The sequence below is a fragment of the Limnospira sp. genome, assembly GCF_051859755.1.
Lineage (GTDB): Bacteria > Cyanobacteriota > Cyanobacteriia > Cyanobacteriales > Microcoleaceae > Limnospira > Limnospira fusiformis.
The window spans coordinates 1-19,954 of the sequence record NZ_JBIMLI010000098.1; the positions used below are offsets into that span (position 1 = coordinate 1).

Sequence of the window (19,954 nt, forward strand, 5' to 3'; positions counted from 1 at the left end):
GAAGTCCCACTAGGAGGCTATTTCGGGCATTGCATCCCTATTTCACTCCTAAACGTCTCGCACCCATACTTGGTATTGTAGCGCATCGCCCTAATTGGTTCAACTAATCTGCGATTAAATTAAGCTCTCAAAAGCAGGACCTAGGAATCTATAAGTATCATAACCTATAAGCACCTATTGTTAAAGCATCAAAATGCTGCAGCCATTGGTAGGGGAGAACCCCTATAATGGATCGGCAGCATAGACTTTTAAGGGCAATCAGCCAAGACTACTGAATGATATGGAAGTAGTAGCCAGCCACCACCAGGTTAATTCCTAACAGGACGATCGCCCAGAAAGTACGGAAGGGATAGGGAAATCCACCAGATTTATTAGCCATATTTTCAAAGTTCCAATGATTTTTGTCTATTAAAGCACACAATGCGATCGCTGTTAATCTATCCCCTCTCCTGAAAAAATCTCTATTTCTGTGACAGAGGCGATCGTCAGTGGTGCAGTATTTGCTATAATCGTCAAGTTGTCTCAACTCGCACATCCAAGAGTTCGGGTGTCTGTGGGAAATCTCCCTACAGATCGGCGCTTGGGTGGAGGATTAACCCGAAAAGGAGAAAAATTAATCATGCCAGTTATCAGTCTCGCAGATATGCTAGAGTCTGGGGTTCACTTTGGGCATCAGACCCGACGCTGGAACCCTAGAATGGCTCCCTACATTTTCACAGAACGCAACGGTGTTCACATCATTGACCTCGTACAAACCGCTCAATTGATGGATGATGCCTATGATTATGTCAGAAGCGCTTCTGAACAAGGCAAAAAATTCCTGTTTGTGGGAACTAAACGACAGGCTGCTGGTATTATCGCCCAGGAAGCTGCTCGCTGTGGTGGTTATTATGTCAACCAACGATGGTTGGGGGGTATGCTGACCAACTGGGTGACAATTAAAACTCGCGTAGACCGTCTCAAAGAGTTGGAAGCGCGAGAAAATAGCGGTCAGTTAGACTATCTCCCCAAAAAAGAGGCGGCGGTTTTGCGTCGCGAAATGGGTAAGCTACAGAAATATTTGGGCGGTCTGAAAGGAATGCGCCGAGTCCCCGATGCCGTGATTATGGTAGACCAACGCCGGGAATATAATGCCGTCATGGAATGCCGGAAATTGGGGATTCCCATTATTGCTCTGTTAGATACTAACTGTGATCCTGACCTGGCTGATATCCATATTCCCGCTAATGATGATGCGATTCGTGCCATTAAGCTGATTGTTGGTAAATTGGCTGATGGTATTTATGAAGGCTGTCACGGGGTATCTGCTGTTGGCGCTGATGATGATTACGACGACGCGGATACCGATTACGATGACGAGGAATTCGGTGATGATTATGAGTCTGATGATGACTCTGATGATGACTCTGATGATTAGGTCAATACAACTATAGTAGACGGTCTGGGGGGCGCTATGGCTTCCCAGACTTCTACCGAGCCAGGTTTCGGTATTTGGTGAAACATTTGTTAAACTTTCCTAACAAGTGTTGGTTACTGGCAATTTAACTAAGCAATTAAAGGATTAAACATGGCTGAAATCTCTGCAAAGATGGTTAAGGAACTGCGCGATAAAACTGGCGCGGGTATGATGGACTGCAAAAAAGCCCTCAAGGAAAATGATGGCGATATGACTAAAGCGGCTGAATGGCTGCGACAAAAGGGTATTGCTTCCGCTGACAAAAAATCTGGGCGTGCGGCGACTGAAGGGATAGTGGGTAGCTACATTCACACCGGGGGTCGGGTTGGTGTTCTGGTCGAGGTTAACTGCGAAACCGATTTTGTCGCTCGTCGGGAAGAGTTCCAAGAGTTGGTGCGTAATATCGCCATGCAAATTGCGGCTTGTCCTAATGTTGAATATGTCTCGGTGGATGATATCCCCGCTGCTATGGTGGCTAAGGAAAAGGAAATCGAGATGAAACGTGATGATCTCGGTAACAAGCCTGACAACATTAAAGAGAAAATTGTCCAGGGTCGTATTGATAAACGACTCAAAGAGTTGTCTCTGGTAGACCAACCCTATATCCGTGACCAGAATATTTCGGTTGAGGAACTCATTAAGCAGACTATCTCTACTTTGGGCGAAAATATTAAGGTCCGTCGGTTTGCCAGATTTGTCTTGGGTGAAGGTCTGGAAAAAGAAGAGACTAATTTTGCTGATGAAGTGGCTGCCCAAACTGGTGGGAAGGCATAACCTATCTACTCTCAATTTCTAAGTTTTGGTGAAATTAACCCCGATCTGATGGCATAATCAGAATGGATCGGGGTTTTTTGTTTAGTGTTGCTCTAATGTTCCCCCTATTATAACTATGGCCGGATCTGTTAAACAAATTGAACAGGAGATCGCAGCCCTCGAAGATGCGATCGCTGATATTGCCCAAGAATTACATCAATGTTATAGTGATTATCTACAGGTTTTGGGTGAGGGCTTGCGACAGCAACTCATCCTGGCTACTTATCATTTATGCACTCAGGGTTATCCAGAAGCCTTTTTAAAGCTGTCTTTCTCGCGACGGCAAGAACTACAATCACAAATTCGCCATCAGGTTTCGCGATCGCAAAATCGGTTATTTAATCTAGTCCGTGCGCCGATTTCTCAGCAAAAACCAGATGAGAATGACCCCCAAAAATCCGAGGATTCAGAACCATCCCCAGAGACGGAAAGCCAAGAAAATCAAGATTTTCGCCCCTCAATTTCTCCTCTTAAATCCGTTTCTCCATCTAGTCCCAAACCCCTACTAATTACGCCCTACCATCTTCTGCGTTGGCAAGAAAACATTGACGAAGCCACTACTAAAATTCTGCATCGCCTCTCCCATGAGATTAACTTGCTGTTGCAGGAATATGCTATAATGCCCCCAGAGTTGCCTGTAGCCCTCATCGAAGCCGCTTCTAAAACTGAACCTCCCCTGGAAGCTACGGCGGGTAATACCCCCAATTTGTTGACTCTCATGGTGGAGACGGAAGATGAAAATGAGGAACAGACCTCCCGCGTCACTCAACTGATTACCGTTCATCTGCGGATATCGGAAATCGAGTTTTCTGACCCTAGGGTGATGGCTGGACGACAAAAAATCCGCCAGGTGGCTAAACGCCTCAACCAGTTGGGACGCAACTATCAGAAGAAATTGCGGGAAAGGGCTGTCCTACAGGCTGAGGCGGCTTGGCGTTCTAGTTGGTTCGATGAGTAGGGAGCAGTAAATGCGATCGCCTTTGATTGCCTACCTTGACCTACCTAGCTAGGCTAGAGTCAAGATGGGCTATCATAACCCATCACCACCATAATATCTCAGATTTCTGGGTTTGTCAAGTAGTTAATCTAAATTAATCCACTAATTCACCCTCAGAAAAACCCTAGTTGATCGGACTTCACCAGAGATAGTCATAGAAACCCGGTTTCTGGGAGGTTGGGGGGAAACAAACCCGGTTTCTGGGAGTTGGGGGGAAAGAAACCCGCTTTCTGGCAGAGTTTGTCCGACCTCACCAGAGATAGTCATATAAACCCCCTTTCTGGGAAGGGTTTATCAGACCTAGCGCAAATATGCTATATTGATTAAATACTCATCTACTATGGTCATAACTAGCCACCATAGCCCATGGTTTCATGATATCTGCAATTTCTGAATTTGTCAAGTATTTGAGCTTGATTAATGCACCAATAAACCCTTATAATATCAACCAAGTTGGCAATCCAAATCAGTTAAAATTCATCACCTATGGCAATCTATGAACCCGATTGGTCTCGTCTCCAAAAAGCCCTCTCTGTAGAAGCAGAACGTGGGTTTAATAACATTCAGGGCAAAGAGTATAGATTTCATGAATTTTTACAAATCAGCATTGATAAACTCATCGAAATTATCCCCCTAGAAGCTCATGATTTGGGGCGGAAATTGGTGGGAGATTTTGCTATATATTCCCAACTTATCACGGAAGATAGACAGCATTTGATAGCCGAAACTCGCAACTTTTTACTCCAAGCCGAGCGTCTGTTAGAAGCTCAGAAAAAACTCGCCCCAAATCAGCCCCCAGAGCCATCCCCTCCCCCTCGCAGTCGCAGCATTACCCAGGAAGTTACCCCGCCAAAATCTCCCCAATTAGACCAGGGTTTAAAAGAACTGGTCGGGCCTAGAAATAGCGACCTTTTAGCCAGGCTGGGAATTTATACCATTTATGATTTACTCTATTATTATCCCCGCGACCATATTGATTACGCGCGCCAAGTCCCCATCAAAGAATTAGCACCTGGGGAAACTGTTACCATTGTCGCACAGGTGAAGCGGTGTAATTGTTTTAGTAGCCCCAAAAATCGCCAACTCACTATTTTAGAATTAATGGTGAAAGACGCAACCGGACAACTCAAAATTAGTCGTTTTTTTGCCGGAAATCGCTATAGCAATAAAGGCTGGCAACATAAACAAAAATATAACTATCCTCCGGGAGCCATTATCGCGGCTTCTGGGTTGGTGAAAAAAAATAAATATGGCATTACCCTAGATAACCCGGAATTGGAAGTCTTAGACCGGGTTGATAGTCGTGCGGCTTCGATGAAAATTGGGCGGGTTTTACCGGTTTATCCGTTGTCGGATGGCATTGGGGCGGATTTGCTCAGGAAGGCGGTTTTGGCGGCATTACCAGCAGCTAATAAACTCCCGGAATCATTACCTCCCAAATTGCGGGAAAAATATCAGTTAATTGAAATCTCGGATGCTATCACTAATATTCACTTCCCCCCCAACCGCGACTGGTTAGCCTCGGCTAGACGACGCTTAGTATTTGATGAATTTTTCTATTTGCAAATCGGCTTATTGCAGCGGCGACAAGTTTCTAAAACCAACGAAAAAAGCGCGGCTCTCCTCCCCCAAGGTGAACTCATCCAACAGTTTTATAAAATCTTGCCTTTTGAATTAACCAAGGCTCAAAAACGAGTGATTGGAGAAATCTTGACGGATCTCAATTCGGAAGAACCTATGAACCGCTTAATTCAAGGAGATGTTGGGGCGGGTAAAACTGTGGTGGCTGTGGTGGCAATGTTGGCGGCAATTCAAGCAGGATATCAGACGGCTTTGATGGCTCCGACGGAGGTTTTGGCGGAACAACATTATCAAAAATTGGTGGGTTGGTTGAATTTAATGCACCTTCCGGTTGAGTTGTTGACCGGTTCGACTAAGGCTGCTAAACGTCGCCAAATTCATGCTCAATTACAAACGGGAGAATTGCCGGTTTTGGTGGGAACTCATGCGTTAATTCAAGACCAGGTGAATTTTCATAAGTTGGGGTTGGTGGTGATTGATGAACAGCATCGCTTTGGGGTGCATCAACGGGCTAAGTTACAACAAAAAGGTGAGTCACCCCATGTTTTGACCATGACCGCAACTCCTATTCCCCGCACATTATCCCTCACTTTACACGGAGATCTCGATGTGAGTCAGTTGGATGAATTACCGCCGGGAAGACAGCCAATTCAAACTACTATGTTATCTGGTCGTAAACGTCAGGAAGCCTACGATTTGATTAGCCGAGAAGTGGCACAAGGACGACAGGTTTATGTGGTTTTACCTTTGGTGGAAGAGTCGGAAAAATTGGATGTGCGATCGGCTGTTGAAGAACATCAAAAATTGCAAACTAAGATTTTCCCGGAATTGGCGATCGCTTTATTGCATGGTCGCATGAGTAGCCAGGAAAAAGAAGCGGCGATCGCTAAATTTAGGGAGGGAGAAACTAATATCTTAGTATCGACAACTGTGGTGGAGGTTGGGGTTGATGTTCCTAATGCTACGGTGATGTTAATTGAAAATGCGGAAAGGTTTGGCTTGTCACAATTGCACCAACTACGGGGTCGGGTCGGTCGTGGCGCTCACAAGTCCTATTGTTTGTTAATGTCGGGGAGTTCCTCACCGGAAGCGAAGCAAAGATTACAGGTTTTGGAACAGTCCCAGGATGGCTTTTTTATTGCTGAAATGGATATGCAGTTACGGGGTCCCGGTCAGGTTTTGGGAACTCGTCAGTCGGGTTTACCTGACTTCGCTTTGGCTAGTTTGGTGGAAGATCGCGAGGTTTTGGAACTAGCCAGAGAAGCGGCACAAAAAGTCATCGAGAAAGACTACACCCTCGAACGTTGGCCGGCTATGGCGGCGGAGTGGAACCGACGCTATCAAAAAATGATGGGAGGATCGATTTTGACTTAGGTTGACACCTTGAATATTCACAATATAAGGCAGATTTTTCCATCAATTATCACAGGATGAAATTAGTCATGACTGAATATAATGTATATAGTGACACATATACTAAACACCTCCAAAAACTCAAGAATGTTTTGGCTAGTGACAAAGCATACGAGCAAGCTATTGGCGGAAACTTTCTAGCTGTAGGTCAACTGGAACTAGGTTTACTTAGACAACAGGGACTCAAACCAGGTCAAATGGTGATTGATGTAGGGTGTGGAAGTGGGCGTTTGGCTGGTCCTTTGGCGGGTATTCCTGACATTCGCTACTTAGGTATCGATTTAGTTCAGGATTTATTGGACTATGCACGTAAAATTTGCAATCGGAATGATTGGCAGTTTGTGAAGGTCAAGAGTCTGAGTATTCCAGCATCAGATCAAGTGGCTGACTTTGTGGTATTTTTTTCGGTGCTTACCCATTTAAGACATGAGGATAGCTATAAATATTTAGCTGAAGCTAATCGAGTGCTTAAACCCGGAGGATGTATTATCATCAGTTTTCTGGAGTTTAGAATTCCATCACACTGGTCTGTATTCGAGGAAATGCTTAAAAATCCAGACCCCCACAAACATATTGACCAATTCATAGATCGCGATGCAATTCGTGCCTGGACTCAACATCTGGGACTCAATATTGATGCTATCCATGATGGGGATAAACCCCATATCCCCTTGTTGTCAACAATTACTTGGGATGATGGCCGATCGCAAACAAGCCTAGGTAACTTGGGACAATCGGTAGCTATTCTCAGAAAACCCCTAAACCAAAACCTATAGGGCTTGTCTTCGCTCCCGGATTAGCTTAATATATAGATGGCGGAAAGTCGATTTCATTACCCTTGGTAAGCCAAAATCTATGGGGGTCATTTTGTCGGGGAGTCGCCAATCGTCAACCCGTAAATCATCCGGGTGCAACAACGGAAAGGCGATCGCCTCTAATTCCCCACACAACCCTAGACTTTTCGCCGCCACTAGGGTGGGGACTAAATCCCATTGTACCCCTAACACTTCTACCATTGCCCTATCGAGTGCAAAAACGTCCTCAGAGGCTCCTAGCAAGCCCAACAAGCGGGGTTCCCCGTTACTCGGACCATTTCCCTCATGGGCGATAATACCATCAATAACGGTCAATTCTGGGGCGATCGCTCTAGCGGTTTCTACCAACATTCTACCAAAGCGATCGGCATCTTTTCCGGCTTCCATGTGCCACCAGGCCTTCATTTTCCCCGGAACACAACCAAACAGGTTTTTCACCCCCAGAGTCATTGTTAGCTGGGTGTGAGATTTCACCTTGGGGAGGTTAATCACAACGTCGGCTTCCATAGCCTCCCGACTTAACCGCAACCGTTCAAACTCTTGGGTAGCGGTTGAATACTGGCGACCGTGAAATTCCACCACGGGTAAGTCTAACTCCCTAATTAGGGGTAAATAACCGTTGGCTTTGGCTACCCCTAAAGCACTCCCAAAGGCTGGACTATCTCCTAAAAATGGCTGACCACCTACTTCTTTAACTAACCTCGCCACCTCGGCTACTAATTCGGGACGGGTGACACATTCTTTGGTCGGACGAGAACCTGTTAATAAGTTCGGCTTTAATAAAACGCGATCGCCTGGCTTCACCCATCTTCTCACACCTCCCCAAGGTTCCAATAAGGCTTCTAAAGAATGGCGTAAGGCTAATGGTTCATAGGAACTTGCTTGAATTAAACTTACTAAAGGCATGGTTAATTATGACAATTTTTTAAAAATGTGAGATGCACCTGCGAATTAACTTAGACTACTACTGTACCCCAATTTTACCGACGGCTCCCCTTTGTAAGGCTGTTATCCTCTGAGCATTGGCGAAACTGGCTTGATCTCGAATTTGGGGAAGTGGCGGCTTGACTTCCACCTTAGTCACCTTAGCCATACAGACCAAAACGGTTTGATCAATCAAATGGAAAGTTACCCACCTTTGTGATAACATTTGGGGCAATTTTTGGGCTAATTCAGCGGCAGAAATTGGCAGACTGAAGGTTTCAACTGTACCACTTTCATAATAAAATGATATCTGTGGCTCCCCTGTCTCTGCGTGCATTGTCGCAAAAGAACCTTTAGGCATGATTGTTCCCTCAATTCAATTAATGTTTTGACAATATGAGGCTGAAGATACGAGAGCTTAAATTTTAATCTTTTTCGGTTGATTTCGTCAAACTTTCCCAGATGTGGCGATCGCATTACCCCTAAACTACTTAAAGCCTAGTAGAAGGCTACTAGGCTCTAAACCGACTGAGTAAACTCAGTTGACTCAAGCAGACGTTGGATAAGTTACTCAGAAAAATGATAGGATCTAAATTTGGTTAACAAAACTTGCAACAACCCTGACTCAGGGAACTCACCTTAGAAATCAAGCCGATACAGGCTCCGTTTATAGCACCGATCCCAAACAAACTCAACTTACGAGAGCCTCCAGGCCGGGAGTTTACCCCTTTGACGATGCCAACAAGTTATAGCTCGAACACACTGTTCAGACGCTGCAAGTGGACTCAAGCAGGCGGACACAGGCTCTAAGTCCGAAACTGGGTTACTCAAAGAATTAACTTCGTTTTGTGTCCCTATACTGGTAATATAGCACCATTTTGGGACTAGGCAAGCATAATTTACAAAGTTTTACAATAGGAGTGGCTAAAGACTATTTTATGGAGATTTGAGAAAGCGAACGGAGATGCGATCGCCCAATTGTAGCCCCAATTCCTCAGTTAGTCCCCCTCGCAACTCAATCACCTTGTCCACCATCACATTAGTAGGTCCATAGGTCGGACAAGGTTCAGCCTCGCAGGGGAGAGCATTAACCTGAATATAACGAACCACCCCATCACGCATAAAAATCATATCCAAAGGAATCTTACAGTTTTTCATCCAAAACTGTGCAAACTCAGGGCGCGCGAAGACAAATAACATACCGCGATTGTCGGGGAGGAAAGTCCGAAACATCAACCCCAAAGTCTGTTGTTCAGGAGTTCTCGCCACTTCGAGCTGAATTTCGCGATCGCCAATCATAGCTTTAGCGGTAATCGGTAGCATCTGACCCTGACTAAAAACTGGCACCATATCCTGTTCCAACTGATTAGGAGGAACAGACACCATTGGCGTATCACAGCCTACCAAAAACCAGGTAATAGTCACACAACTTAATCCCAATCGCCGCCAATCCATGCGCCACCCCCCGGACGCACCGCCACTGAACCTAAGCCTCTCGCAAAACATATCCTACACCTCTGACAGTCTGAATCAATCGTTTTTCCCCTTCCTCCTCAATTTTTAGTCGCAAATAGCGAATATAAACCTCAATCACATTAGACTCCCCCAAAAAATCATATCCCCAGACATTTTCCAGGATCTGTTCACGAGTCAAAACTTCCCGAGGATGTTCCATTAAATATTTGAGCAAATCAAATTCCTTCATGGTTAAATCGATCGCCCTATGGTTACGAATAGCGCGTCTGGTCGCCAAATCTAAGACCAAATCCGCAAACCGCAACATATCGGAGTGATTATCTTCCGATTTGAGATATAGCTTCACCAAATCGAGGAACTCTTCACAGCGATAGGGTTTGAGAAAATAATCATCAGCGCCTGATTCCAAACAAGCCACCCGGTCATCAACGGTATCACGAGCCATAAAGATTAATATAGGCGCAGTGCAGCCCATTTCCCGGAGATGGCGACACAGAGACAATCCCGACTCTCCCCCCAGCATCCTATCTATGACAATCAAAGCTGGTTGCAGTTCCGTTACCTGATGTAAACCGATGGCGGTATTGTGAGCGACTACCGGAAAGTAACCGGACTCCTGCAAGTCTACACTGATATTTTCAGCCAACAGTTGATCACTTTCAATAATCAATATGGAAGCACGGGAATCTAGGGCGATCGCATTCATAGGGGAACAGTTTACCGTGTAAAATTAATTTAATTCGACTCAGTTGCCTCAAGGTAGTTCCACAGAAGTAGGTTTGGCAATATGAGGGAGTCCCCAGCCTAGTTTTTCTCGCAAAATTTGGAAAAATTCCGGTGGTTTCAGACGAATAAAACGAGCCGGAAAAGGCGATCGCTCAACTCGGACGTGATATTCTGGTAGAACATAACATCCGCCATTGCCATCAACCACCATCACCAATTGATTAGGACTAGCCGGGTAAATACTCACCACTTCCCGGTCTGCATAAACCAAAGCCCGCGAAGCCAGAGAATGGGGACAAATTGGCAACAATTGCAGAACTCCCACCCCTGGCGTAACTACTGCTCCCCCCGCCGACAGACAATAAGCCGTAGAGCCAGTCGGGGTGGAAATAATCACCCCATCAGCAGCAATATCAACCGGAGCATGGCGACCGATTTCTATTTCAAAATGGCACATACAGGTCATCGGTTCCCGGTGTAGCACCATTTCATTTAAACAGAGAGCCTCCCAGAGCAAACTTTCCTGGTTGAAGACCCGCACCAATAGCATTGTCCGTTCTTCGACCAAATATTCCCCAGCCAAAACCGCTTCTAAGGCTTGGGGGAACTGATTTAGATAAGTTTCCGTCAGAAATCCCATGTGGCCTGTATTTACCGCTAACATGGGGATACCCTGGGGCGCTAATTGTCGGGACGCAGAAAGAACAGTACCATCTCCCCCCAGGACAATAGCAAGACTCATATCGCGATCGAACTCTGGCGGCGCTAACCCCTCGATCGCAGTATGACACAGAGGGCGATCGGGATTAGAATAACCCAAAATCCCCCCCATTCCTGTCGCCACAAAAACATCCCAACCCAGGTTGGTTAACTTGTCCTTTAATTCAATGGCACTGCGACAAGCAGCAGCCTTAGCATCGTTATAAAGAATCCCTACTTTTGGCACGGGGATAAACTTAATAATGGTTGAGCAACAATCATTGGGGCTAATTTACTTAGCGCCCCATTTTACCACAATCAGCCAAATAACTGACCGATTCCATTAGCCTACTACAACAAAAGCCTACAGCCAAATCTTCTTACGATTTGAACGGGCTGCGCTTTTGTTTACGTTTTTTCTGTTTTTCTCGTTCATATTCCAGCTCTTTCAGTTTTTTCATGATCCGACCAAAGTATTCTTGCAGGTAACTTTCCAGGGTGGTATTTTCTTCTGGGTTGATACCTAGTATCTGATAAGTCTCATCCATTGACGCTTTCAGAGGTTGACCCGTCGCTAGAACTTCCACAAACGCCAGACGATCCGAAATGTTCAGACTCCACTGGAAAAATCGAGTAACTTTGCGGACAATACGGACAATGCTGTTAGGTGTGCGCGTGACTCTGGCTTGTTTCCCTGACAGTCTTTCGCACAAGCGGATAATTTCATCCGCTGTCCAAGCTCTCGAACCCACCACCGGAAACGTTTTATTTTCCGCTTCCGGAACTGATAACGCCCGGATCGTGATTTTAGCGATATCCTGAGTATCCATATAGGCGATCGGAGAACTTACCCCCGGAACCCATACAGACTGACCATCTAAAATCGGGATCGCAAATTGACCAATTAAGCCTTGCAGAAAGCCACAGGGTCTCAGAATTGTATATTTAAGGCCAGATTCAGCTAAAAACTTTTCTGTACAGCGTTTAATCTCTAATAATGGCACTTGCGTATATTTTTCCGCATCCAGGAACGAAAAAAACACAAATCTCTCTACTCCTGCCGCTTTAGCCGCCTGAATCAGGGCCACTTTCCCTTTCCAGTCTACATCTTTAATACTCAGCGAATCCGTCGGGCGCGCCGTCGCCGCATCAATTACCACCTTTACCCCCTCTAGCGCCGGTTTTAAGGTTTCTGGATCACATAGGTTCCCCGGAACCAGTTCTGCACCCCACTCTTTTAGGAAAGCAGCTTTTTTGTAACTACGCGCTAAACAGCGGACCTGGTAGCCTTCATCTAATGCTCGGCGGGCTATCTGTCTACCTAGAGTACCTGTGGCACCAACAATTAATAATGTCATGAATAACCAATATGGGGCTTAAACTTTACTTAAAATACTATCAAAGATTATCTCATTTTTTTACAAAACTTCATAATTTGCTCAGATTAGAGTCCCCAGTGGGACTGCGCCAGCGGTCAATTATCCCCTATTGATTACCATTTGCCGGGTGGGACACACCCTACTTATGCCTTTATGGTCAATTATCAATTATCAAACAGGACTAGCGCCAATGGCTATAACTACCATTAGCGCCAATACCAATCAGCAACGGATAACTCCTTCCTGATTTACTTAGTGGGGTTCCGCCTCTGGTGACTATTCCCCACCTTGGATTTTTAGGAGGAGGAACCCGCCACCTAATCCCACCAGAATCAGAACAAAGGACAGAAACGCCGCATTGAAAATTTCACCAGCCATAAATTTGGGATCTCCTGTACAAGTCTAACAATTGTCCTATCTATTTTAGGGTGAACCGGTAGCGATCGCACCAAAAATAGCTATCAGCGCCACCCAGACCCGGTCACCACCCCCATTAACTCAAAGGAATCAGTTTTGTTGATACCCCCATATCATCCAGCATTTTCTGGATTTCTGCACAGTAAATCGGGTTCATCACAATAATCTCATCCGGCTGATATTCCTTCAAAAATTCCGGCGACATAATTTCATGACCAACACCCGGAATAAACTGTCCGTGTCGGTGAGGATTAATATCCACAATATACTGCACCTGATTCTCAGTTTTCAAAGTCGTTAGAAACGCCACACATTTAGAGCCAGAACCCCAAACTACAACCCGCTTTCCTTCTGCCTGAGCGATTTGTAGATGTTCTTTCCAATGGTTGATTTTACCTTGCACATGAGTAGCAAAATGTCTCATATCCTGTTTAACTTGGTCGGGACTTTCCTCAAAAGGATGAATTTTCCCAGACAAATCCGAGACAGGTTCCGCCTCAATTAACAGATATTGGTCACTATATGCTAAATATACATCCGTCACCTCAAACCCAGAAGCGCGGAATAAACGAGCCAAAGTTCCTGGTGTAAAATAAGAACAATGCTCATAGTAGATATCCTCAAAAGCCAAATCCTTGAGAACTCGACCCATATCAGGAATTTCCAAAAACACAGAAGTTGGGCGATTCCCAATAGAGCGCCGCACCGTCCCCACAAATTCAGCCGTTGGGTAGATATGTTCTAAAGTATGGCGACAGCAGATAAAATCCCCTACATATTCAGTGTAGCGCTCTGAATAATAGTCTTGAATAAACCTAATGCGTTCCGTGGCTGGGCTTTGGACTCGTCCCACCACCGCCGAAGGGTCAATACCTACCCCTCGGTTATTCCCTAACTCGCACATTAGCACCAAAAAATCACCCTTGCTACAGCCGATTTCAACTACATCTTTATCACGGAGATTATACTTGTCAATCAGCCGATTCGCTAAATCCAGAGCAAACTGATTAAATGTCGGGGAAAAACTTTGCTGGTCTTCATAATTCGGGGCGTAGGCTGACCATTTAGAATCAAATGCCGTATTGGTAATAAAACCGCAATTTTCACAGTATCCTAACACCACATCCCCGCGCGGAAAATCTAAGGCTTCCTGTCGGGTTGGCATCATTAAACAACTATGAACAGGCACATCCCGCACCTCATAGAAAACCCACATTTCTTGATGACCGCAGTTCGGACAAGTATGCTCAACTAACTTCAACTCCGGTTCAGTATTCGCTACCTTAGCGACCGATTGACTACTCATATTTATCTCCTAATTATTTGACCGATAAACAACAATATGGGCGCTATTTAACTGACGATTTGGGGATAATCAATCTACAATTTTGGGCTCAGGTATGGGAATGATAAACTTACCACCCCGGTCTCGGTAAGCCTGTTGCTGCTTGATAATTTCTTCCGCAAAATTCCACGCCAAAATCAAAACATAATCTGGCTGGTCTTCTACTAATCTCGAAGGTGGTACAATCGGTAAATGATTGATACTCATAAAACGTCCGTGTTTAAAGGGGTTTAAGTCCGCCACATAATCTAACAGCGTTTTATCAATACCAAAATAGCTTAACAATGTCGTCGCTTTCGCCGCCGCACCGTAACCTACTACCCTTTTATCCTGTCGCTTTAAGTCCCACAGAATATTCAGTAAATTATCCTTAATAACTTCTATGCGATCGACAAAATCTCTATAATAGTCCATACGGTCTACCTTTAATTCCCTTTCCTGTTGAAGCAGAGATATCACCGAATCTTTAACCGCCTCTTTGGGTTCCACAAACAACCGCAAAGAACCCCCATGAATAGCCGTCCGCTGAATATCATTTAAATACAGAAAATGGCGGCGGAATAGCCTATCAAGGGCGGTTACTGAAAAATAGCACAAGTGTTGGTGATAGATAGTATCAAATTCACAATGATCTACTAAATCAACGACATACGGAGCTTCAATTACTGCTACACCATCCGGCTTTAATAGCGTATAAATACCTTCCACAAAGCCATTTAAATCCGGCACATGAGCCAAAACATTATTGGCTAAAAATACATCCGCTTTTTTGCCCTCAGAATGTAATTTTTCAGCTAAATCTTTAGTGAAAAAATCATGAATTGTGGTAACTCCTGATTCTCTGGCTTTTTCTACCGGACCCGTCGCGGGGTCAATCCCTAAAACCGGAATCCCTTGTTCCAGAAAGTTTTTCAGCATATATCCATCATTACTCGCCGCCTCAATTACCAGACTATTGCTATCTAATTTTCTGGATTTAATAATGTTTTGGGCGCTATCACCAAAATGCTTCAGTAAGGAAGGAGAAACCGACGAAAAATAAGGATAATCTCGACCAAACAGAATTTCCGGGGGAACACTAACCGTTATCTGAACCAGTCCACAGTCTGGACAAAATACTAAATCCAGAAGGGCTGTGTATTCGGGTTTATCAATATTCTCGCGGGTGATTAATCCATCAGCTAGGGGAGTATAGCCAAAGGAAATAATTAGTTCTAGGTTTTCCGAACCACAAGAACGACAGACTGGTATGGAATTAGGCATATTTTACAGATGTTTGATTGCTACAGGATCAGAATATTTTGACACGGACTGAATTAGGTAATCAGAAACCTATAGCCATTTGAGAGTTTTTAGGCAGTAATTAAGTTAAAAAGATTGACTAGCTTAACATACTTTTAACTACTATTAACTAACTGGTTTCTGATACCATTTTTTGATAGTCAGCAGATGATTTAAGCCTTGGCTAAGACATTTACCGGGCTTTTCCAACGCAAGCTATTATCTAAACTTCCTTCTCCAATGAGTTTCTGAATGTGAGCAATACGTTTGTAGCGTTCACCCTCAAACTCTTCGAGAGTCAGTCCAATTTTTTGATAAGCTGCGTAGAGTTCTGATGCACCACGACGGGCATTCCATTCTGGTTGAAATTCTGGTAAGGCTTCTAAAATCTTGCTACAATTTACCCGATAACAACGCTTATCTGGCCCCCCATCTTCTGCATATTCAATGATGCAATTAGGCACAATTTCTTCGACCATATTGGCTAGGTCGCGGATGCGGTAGTTATCCTCATTACGACCGACATTAAAGGCTTGATTATGCACTACTTCTCGCGGGGCGTGTAAGGTAGCAATGAAGGCGCGACAAATATCCTCAATATGAACAATTGGTCGCCAGGGAGTACCATCGCTCTTGATATAAACCCGCCCGGTAGTGAAAGCCCAAGCCACTAGGTTGTTTAATACTAAGTCAAACCGCAAACGGGGAGAAACACCATATGCTGTAGCATTACGCAGAAAAGTAGGACTAAAGTTGTCGTCTGCTAGTTTGCTAACATCTTGTTCAACCATTACCTTGGAAATACCATAGGGGGTGACTGGATTAAAAGGTGATTCCTCTGTTAGCCAGTCGTCTCCTCCTGCGCCATAGTTACTACAAGATGATGAGAAGATATAGCGACTTACTCCGGCTTCTTTGGCTAGTTTTGCTAACTTGACAGAAGCCTGATGATTGATTTCGTAAGTTAAGTCAGGATTTAGATTTCCTAGGGGGTCGTTTGACAGTCCCGCTAGGTGCAAAATTGCATCGAAACCCTCAACGTCTGAGGCTTCAATGTCGCGAATATCCTTACATATTTCGGGAATTTCTGTAATCCCTTCCCCAAATGTACACTGTTTGAATATTTCGCTGTCTAGTCCAATAACTTCATGCTTTTTTGCTAACAGCATTGGGACTAATATTGTCCCGATGTAACCCTTGTGTCCCGTCAGTAATAATTTCATCTTCTTCTCTCCAAGTTTTCCAAGGTGCTTGATTGGTTTCCCACAGTGCTTCTAACCGACGTTTATCTCGCAGAGTATCCATGCACTGCCAAAAACCGTCATATTGATAAGCCATTAATTGACCATCTTTGGCTAGGTTTTCTAGCGGTTCTTTTTCCCACTGCGTATCATCCCCAGTAATGTAGTCATAAATTCCGGGCTCTAGTACAAAGAAAGCACCGTTAATCCATCCTTCACTGATTTGAGGTTTTTCGGAAAATTCAACTACTTGATTTCCGTCTAGTTTGGGGAGTCCAAAACGCGCGGGGGGGCGCACGACTGTCATGGTGGCTAGTTTGCCATGACTTTGATGGAATTCTAATAGTTTCTTGAGGTGAATATCGGAGACTCCATCCCCCCAGGTTAACATAAATGTCTCATTATTTACATGGGAAACAAGTTGCTTTATACGCCCTCCAGTGTTGGTATATAACCCGGTGTCTAGTAGTTCAACTATCCAATCCTGACGGTAGCCTCCATCAATGTTAACTTTGCCTGTGCCTAGATTTACGGTGAGCTTATTACTGTTTAAAGAACAGTAATCTACCATGTATTTTTTAATGACTTCTGATTTGTAACCTAGGGCAATAATAAAGTCTTTGAAACCATGGTAGCCATAGTGCATCATGATATGCCAGAGGATAGGACGACCTCCGATTTCTACCATGGGCTTGGGTTTACTTTCTGTTTCTTCGGCGAGGCGGGTTCCCAATCCACCTGCTAGGATTCCAACTTTCATAGCTAGTATTCTAAGGGACTTTGGGTTGATACAATTTGAATCTGTCGAGTCGGGAATGAGCCTGAAAATTAACACACTGTTGAGTATAAGCTGTTGACTTAAATGGAAATAGAGGCTATTGTAAAATTTAACATCCTGATTGTGAAGATTTGGTAAAACGATCGCAGTTTATGAGAGACTGAACCTCAATAATAAAATTATGTTAAGTTGAGGGTATAAATGTTAAGACGTTTGGCGATTACTTTGGGAGATCCAGCCGGAATAGGGCCGGAGGTGGTTTTGAAGGCTTTGGCTAATTCCACTTGGACGGAAAACTGCGAGATAACTGTGGTGGGTACCCGTTGGGTGTTGGAAAATACCTATCAACAACTCAGGAAAACTACTCCAGCGATCGCTAATCCCGATCATCTCAATATTTTAGATATTAATGACGGACCCTCCCCATCCTCGATTAAATTTGGGGTCGGAAATGCCAGCAGTGGGGCGGCGAGTTTTGCTTATTTGGAAACAGCGATCGCCTCCACCCTCAAAGGGCAATTTCAGGGAATTGTTACCGGACCTATTGCCAAAAACCACTGGAAAGCCGCCGGACATGACTACCCAGGACAAACGGAACTTTTGGCGGTGCGTTCCCAAGTTAACCGCTACGGAATGCTATTTGTAGCCCGATCGCCCCATAGTAACTGGACTTTACGCACCTTACTCGCCACCACCCATATTCCCCTATCACAAGTCCCTCAAACCTTGACCCCTCAACTCCTAGACCAGAAACTAGATTTACTTATACTCTCCCTCAACCAGGACTTTGGTATTAAAACCCCCAAAATAGCCGTTTCTGGACTTAATCCCCACAGCGGCGAAAACGGTCAGTTGGGAATCGAAGAAAAAGATTGGCTAATTCCCTGGATACAACAAAAACGCGATCGCTATCCCCAAATTCAACTAGACGGACCTATCCCCCCCGATACATTATGGGTTAAACCCGGTCAAGCCTGGTATGGCCAAAACACAGCCGCCGCCCATGATGCTTACCTCGCCCTGTACCATGATCAAGGGTTAATCCCCGTTAAGCTAATGGCATTCGATCGCGCCGTTAATACCACCATTGGTTTACCCTTTATCCGCACCTCCCCCGACCACGGAACCGCCTTTGATATCGTCGGTCAAGGTATTGCTGATCCTTCCAGCTTTCAAGCTGCGATCGCCTTAGCCATAGAATTAGCCCATAGCGCGCAGCCACCATCCCCAGCCCATCCTATAACCTATCAGTAAACTGTTCTGGGGGATTTAGACAAACCCTAAGTAAGTCATTGACAGCAAATTCCGTACTACCGCGACCCATTCCCACCACACAAGAAGCATAACGCTCTGGTAGAAGAGAGCGACCGCAACCTTCCAATACAGTTAAAGGATTAGCCTCACTATTGCTCCTAGTAATATTAACCACACAATTAGCCAACTCCTGCGGGCGGCGGACATTCATACATCCCAAAACCGCCTCATCCCCAGCGATACCAGTATCACGAGTAATAAGAGTCACGCACTCACCAATATTTGTAGGTCTAATCGCCATACCACAAGCGGTCGCTGTAGCCCGAGGAGACACCCCAGCATCCTGCAATTGTTGCACACATCTAGCATAATCAGCCTCTGTCACCAATCGATAAGACGGGAAACCCTGAGCCGCCGATTTTACCGGAATCATAGCCCATACCAGGCTAACTACTGTCAGGGGAAGACCCCAAGCCAATTTTTGGGAATTCAACATTTGCCTAAATATAGCTAATCAAATTTTCGCTCATCATACCACTGCCCGTTTTGGAAAGCGATCGCTTCTGTCACTTGCCCTTTTTGGTTTTAAGAACTTATAATAGAAGGTTGGTGAAATTTTTATGTTGAGAGGAACTTAGATGTCTCGATATCGAGGACCCCGGCTTCGGGTTGCACGTCGTTTAGGGGATCTTCCCGGACTAACCCGGAAAACAGCCCGACGTGCTTATCCCCCTGGTCAGCACGGTCAAGCTCGCCGCAAACGTTCAGAATATGCAGTCCGTTTAGAAGAAAAGCAAAAACTGCGGTTTAACTATGGTTTGTCCGAACGACAACTGTTGCGTTATGTCCGCAAAGCGCGCCGCGCCTCCGGTTCCACCGGTCAAGTCTTACTGCAATACCTAGAAATGCGTTTAGATAACACCGTGTTCCGTCTGGGTATGGCTCCCACTATCCCCGCAGCCCGACAGCTAGTTAACCACGGTCATATCACCGTTAACGGTAAAGTTGTAGATATTGCCAGCTATCAGTGTCGTCCTGGCGAAACCATTGGCGTGAGAAATAGAGACAAATCTCGCGAAATGGTCAAAGCTAATCTTCAATATCCTGGTTTAGCTAACGTCCCTAGCCATTTGGAGTTAGATAAAAATAATCTCACTGCTACAGTAAATGGTGTGATTGAACGGGAATGGGTCGCTCTTTCCATCAATGAACTACTCGTCGTTGAATACTATTCCCGTATGGCTTAATTATTGGCATTCTCCCGTTACACAAAGTTGATAACGGGAGCATGATTTAATCTCAAATTAGGTTAACATTTTACGGCAATACGGTATAATACCAAGTATGGTGCGAGACCTT

General features: G+C 44.9%; 21 protein-coding genes. 7 read left to right on the forward strand and 14 right to left on the reverse strand.

All coding sequences use genetic code 11. The annotated features are described in order from the left end of the window. Positions 1-268: 268 nt before the first annotated feature. Positions 269-526, reverse strand: coding sequence for a photosystem I protein PsaX (locus ACTIE0_RS16190; protein ID WP_315662904.1), 258 nt, complete (start codon positions 524-526; stop codon positions 269-271). Between the two features lie 93 nt (positions 527-619). Between ACTIE0_RS16190 and rpsB the strand changes: the two genes are divergently transcribed. From rpsB to ACTIE0_RS16205, 3 genes are all read left to right on the forward strand, one after another. After that, on the forward strand, positions 620-1,417 hold the full coding sequence (rpsB, locus tag ACTIE0_RS16195; RefSeq protein WP_039932628.1) for a 30S ribosomal protein S2: 798 nt from the start codon (positions 620-622) through the stop codon (positions 1,415-1,417). Between the two features lie 150 nt (positions 1,418-1,567). Further along, complete coding sequence (gene tsf / locus ACTIE0_RS16200) at positions 1,568-2,230, forward strand: translation elongation factor Ts (RefSeq protein WP_006668770.1); 663 nt, start codon at positions 1,568-1,570, stop codon at positions 2,228-2,230. Between the two features lie 115 nt (positions 2,231-2,345). Then, the gene (locus ACTIE0_RS16205; protein ID WP_006668769.1) at positions 2,346-3,227 is read left to right on the forward strand and encodes a hypothetical protein; all 882 of its coding nucleotides are present in this window, start codon (positions 2,346-2,348) and stop codon (positions 3,225-3,227) included. A 141-nt stretch (positions 3,228-3,368) separates the two neighbouring features. Here the strand turns inward: ACTIE0_RS16205 and ACTIE0_RS16210 are convergent, their stop codons facing one another. Next, on the reverse strand, positions 3,369-3,533 hold the full coding sequence (locus ACTIE0_RS16210) for a hypothetical protein (protein ID WP_439516934.1): 165 nt from the start codon (positions 3,531-3,533) through the stop codon (positions 3,369-3,371). Between the two features lie 219 nt (positions 3,534-3,752). Here ACTIE0_RS16210 and recG point away from each other — a divergent pair, with 219 nt between their 5' ends. Together recG and ACTIE0_RS16220 are read left to right on the forward strand one after the other, a co-directional pair. Beyond that, complete coding sequence (gene recG / locus ACTIE0_RS16215) at positions 3,753-6,221, forward strand: ATP-dependent DNA helicase RecG (protein ID WP_439516935.1); 2,469 nt, start codon at positions 3,753-3,755, stop codon at positions 6,219-6,221. Between the two features lie 68 nt (positions 6,222-6,289). Further along, positions 6,290-7,036: a class I SAM-dependent methyltransferase gene (locus ACTIE0_RS16220; protein WP_006668766.1), complete on the forward strand. Its 747-nt coding sequence runs from the start codon at positions 6,290-6,292 to the stop codon at positions 7,034-7,036. Here the strand turns inward: ACTIE0_RS16220 and ACTIE0_RS16225 are convergent. The 11 genes from ACTIE0_RS16225 to rfbF form a co-directional block, all read right to left on the reverse strand. Continuing rightward, entirely contained in the window at positions 7,031-7,981 is a 951-nt protein-coding gene (locus ACTIE0_RS16225; RefSeq protein WP_006668765.1) for an Npun_F2552 family protein, read from the reverse strand. The two genes, ACTIE0_RS16220 and ACTIE0_RS16225, sit on opposite strands and share 6 nt — an antisense overlap. 58 nt (positions 7,982-8,039) lie before the next feature. Then, the gene (locus tag ACTIE0_RS16230) at positions 8,040-8,360 is read right to left on the reverse strand and encodes a hypothetical protein (RefSeq protein WP_006625056.1); all 321 of its coding nucleotides are present in this window, start codon (positions 8,358-8,360) and stop codon (positions 8,040-8,042) included. A 575-nt stretch (positions 8,361-8,935) separates the two neighbouring features. Then, positions 8,936-9,454, reverse strand: a complete 519-nt coding sequence (locus tag ACTIE0_RS16235; protein ID WP_006625055.1) for a DUF192 domain-containing protein — start codon at positions 9,452-9,454, stop codon at positions 8,936-8,938. Between the two features lie 31 nt (positions 9,455-9,485). Continuing rightward, positions 9,486-10,181, reverse strand: a complete 696-nt coding sequence (nblR, locus tag ACTIE0_RS16240) for a response regulator transcription factor NblR (RefSeq protein ID WP_006668763.1) — start codon at positions 10,179-10,181, stop codon at positions 9,486-9,488. 48 nt (positions 10,182-10,229) lie between these two features. Continuing rightward, complete coding sequence (locus ACTIE0_RS16245) at positions 10,230-11,147, reverse strand: NAD(+) kinase (protein WP_006668762.1); 918 nt, start codon at positions 11,145-11,147, stop codon at positions 10,230-10,232. Positions 11,148-11,280: 133 nt separating this feature from the next. Further along, positions 11,281-12,258 (reverse strand): SDR family oxidoreductase, encoded by a 978-nt coding sequence (locus tag ACTIE0_RS16250; protein WP_006625052.1) that lies wholly within the window; start codon positions 12,256-12,258, stop codon positions 11,281-11,283. 297 nt (positions 12,259-12,555) lie between these two features. Further along, complete coding sequence (gene petM, locus ACTIE0_RS16255) at positions 12,556-12,657, reverse strand: cytochrome b6-f complex subunit PetM (RefSeq protein WP_006618540.1); 102 nt, start codon at positions 12,655-12,657, stop codon at positions 12,556-12,558. A gap of 115 nt (positions 12,658-12,772) precedes the next feature. Then, positions 12,773-14,002, reverse strand: coding sequence for a class I SAM-dependent methyltransferase (locus ACTIE0_RS16260; RefSeq protein ID WP_006668761.1), 1,230 nt, complete (start codon positions 14,000-14,002; stop codon positions 12,773-12,775). 69 nt (positions 14,003-14,071) lie between these two features. Further along, entirely contained in the window at positions 14,072-15,304 is a 1,233-nt protein-coding gene (locus ACTIE0_RS16265; RefSeq protein ID WP_006625050.1) for a class I SAM-dependent methyltransferase, read from the reverse strand. 191 nt (positions 15,305-15,495) lie between these two features. Continuing rightward, positions 15,496-16,545 (reverse strand): NAD-dependent epimerase/dehydratase family protein, encoded by a 1,050-nt coding sequence (locus ACTIE0_RS16270; RefSeq protein WP_008051576.1) that lies wholly within the window; start codon positions 16,543-16,545, stop codon positions 15,496-15,498. Then, a complete protein-coding gene (gene rfbF, locus ACTIE0_RS16275) occupies positions 16,469-17,323 on the reverse strand; it encodes a glucose-1-phosphate cytidylyltransferase (protein WP_006668759.1) in 855 nt (284 codons plus the stop codon). Before rfbF ends, ACTIE0_RS16270 begins: the two co-directional genes overlap by 77 nt. A 219-nt stretch (positions 17,324-17,542) precedes the next feature. Between rfbF and pdxA the strand changes: the two genes are divergently transcribed. Beyond that, entirely contained in the window at positions 17,543-18,595 is a 1,053-nt protein-coding gene (pdxA, locus tag ACTIE0_RS16280; RefSeq protein ID WP_006668758.1) for a 4-hydroxythreonine-4-phosphate dehydrogenase PdxA, read from the forward strand. Here the strand turns inward: pdxA and ACTIE0_RS16285 are convergent. After that, positions 18,579-19,091, reverse strand: a complete 513-nt coding sequence (locus ACTIE0_RS16285; protein WP_006668757.1) for a hypothetical protein — start codon at positions 19,089-19,091, stop codon at positions 18,579-18,581. The two genes, pdxA and ACTIE0_RS16285, sit on opposite strands and share 17 nt — an antisense overlap. A gap of 142 nt (positions 19,092-19,233) precedes the next feature. Between ACTIE0_RS16285 and rpsD the strand changes: the two genes are divergently transcribed. Then, a complete protein-coding gene (rpsD, locus tag ACTIE0_RS16290; RefSeq protein WP_006625045.1) occupies positions 19,234-19,842 on the forward strand; it encodes a 30S ribosomal protein S4 in 609 nt (202 codons plus the stop codon). Positions 19,843-19,954: the final 112 nt, after the last annotated feature.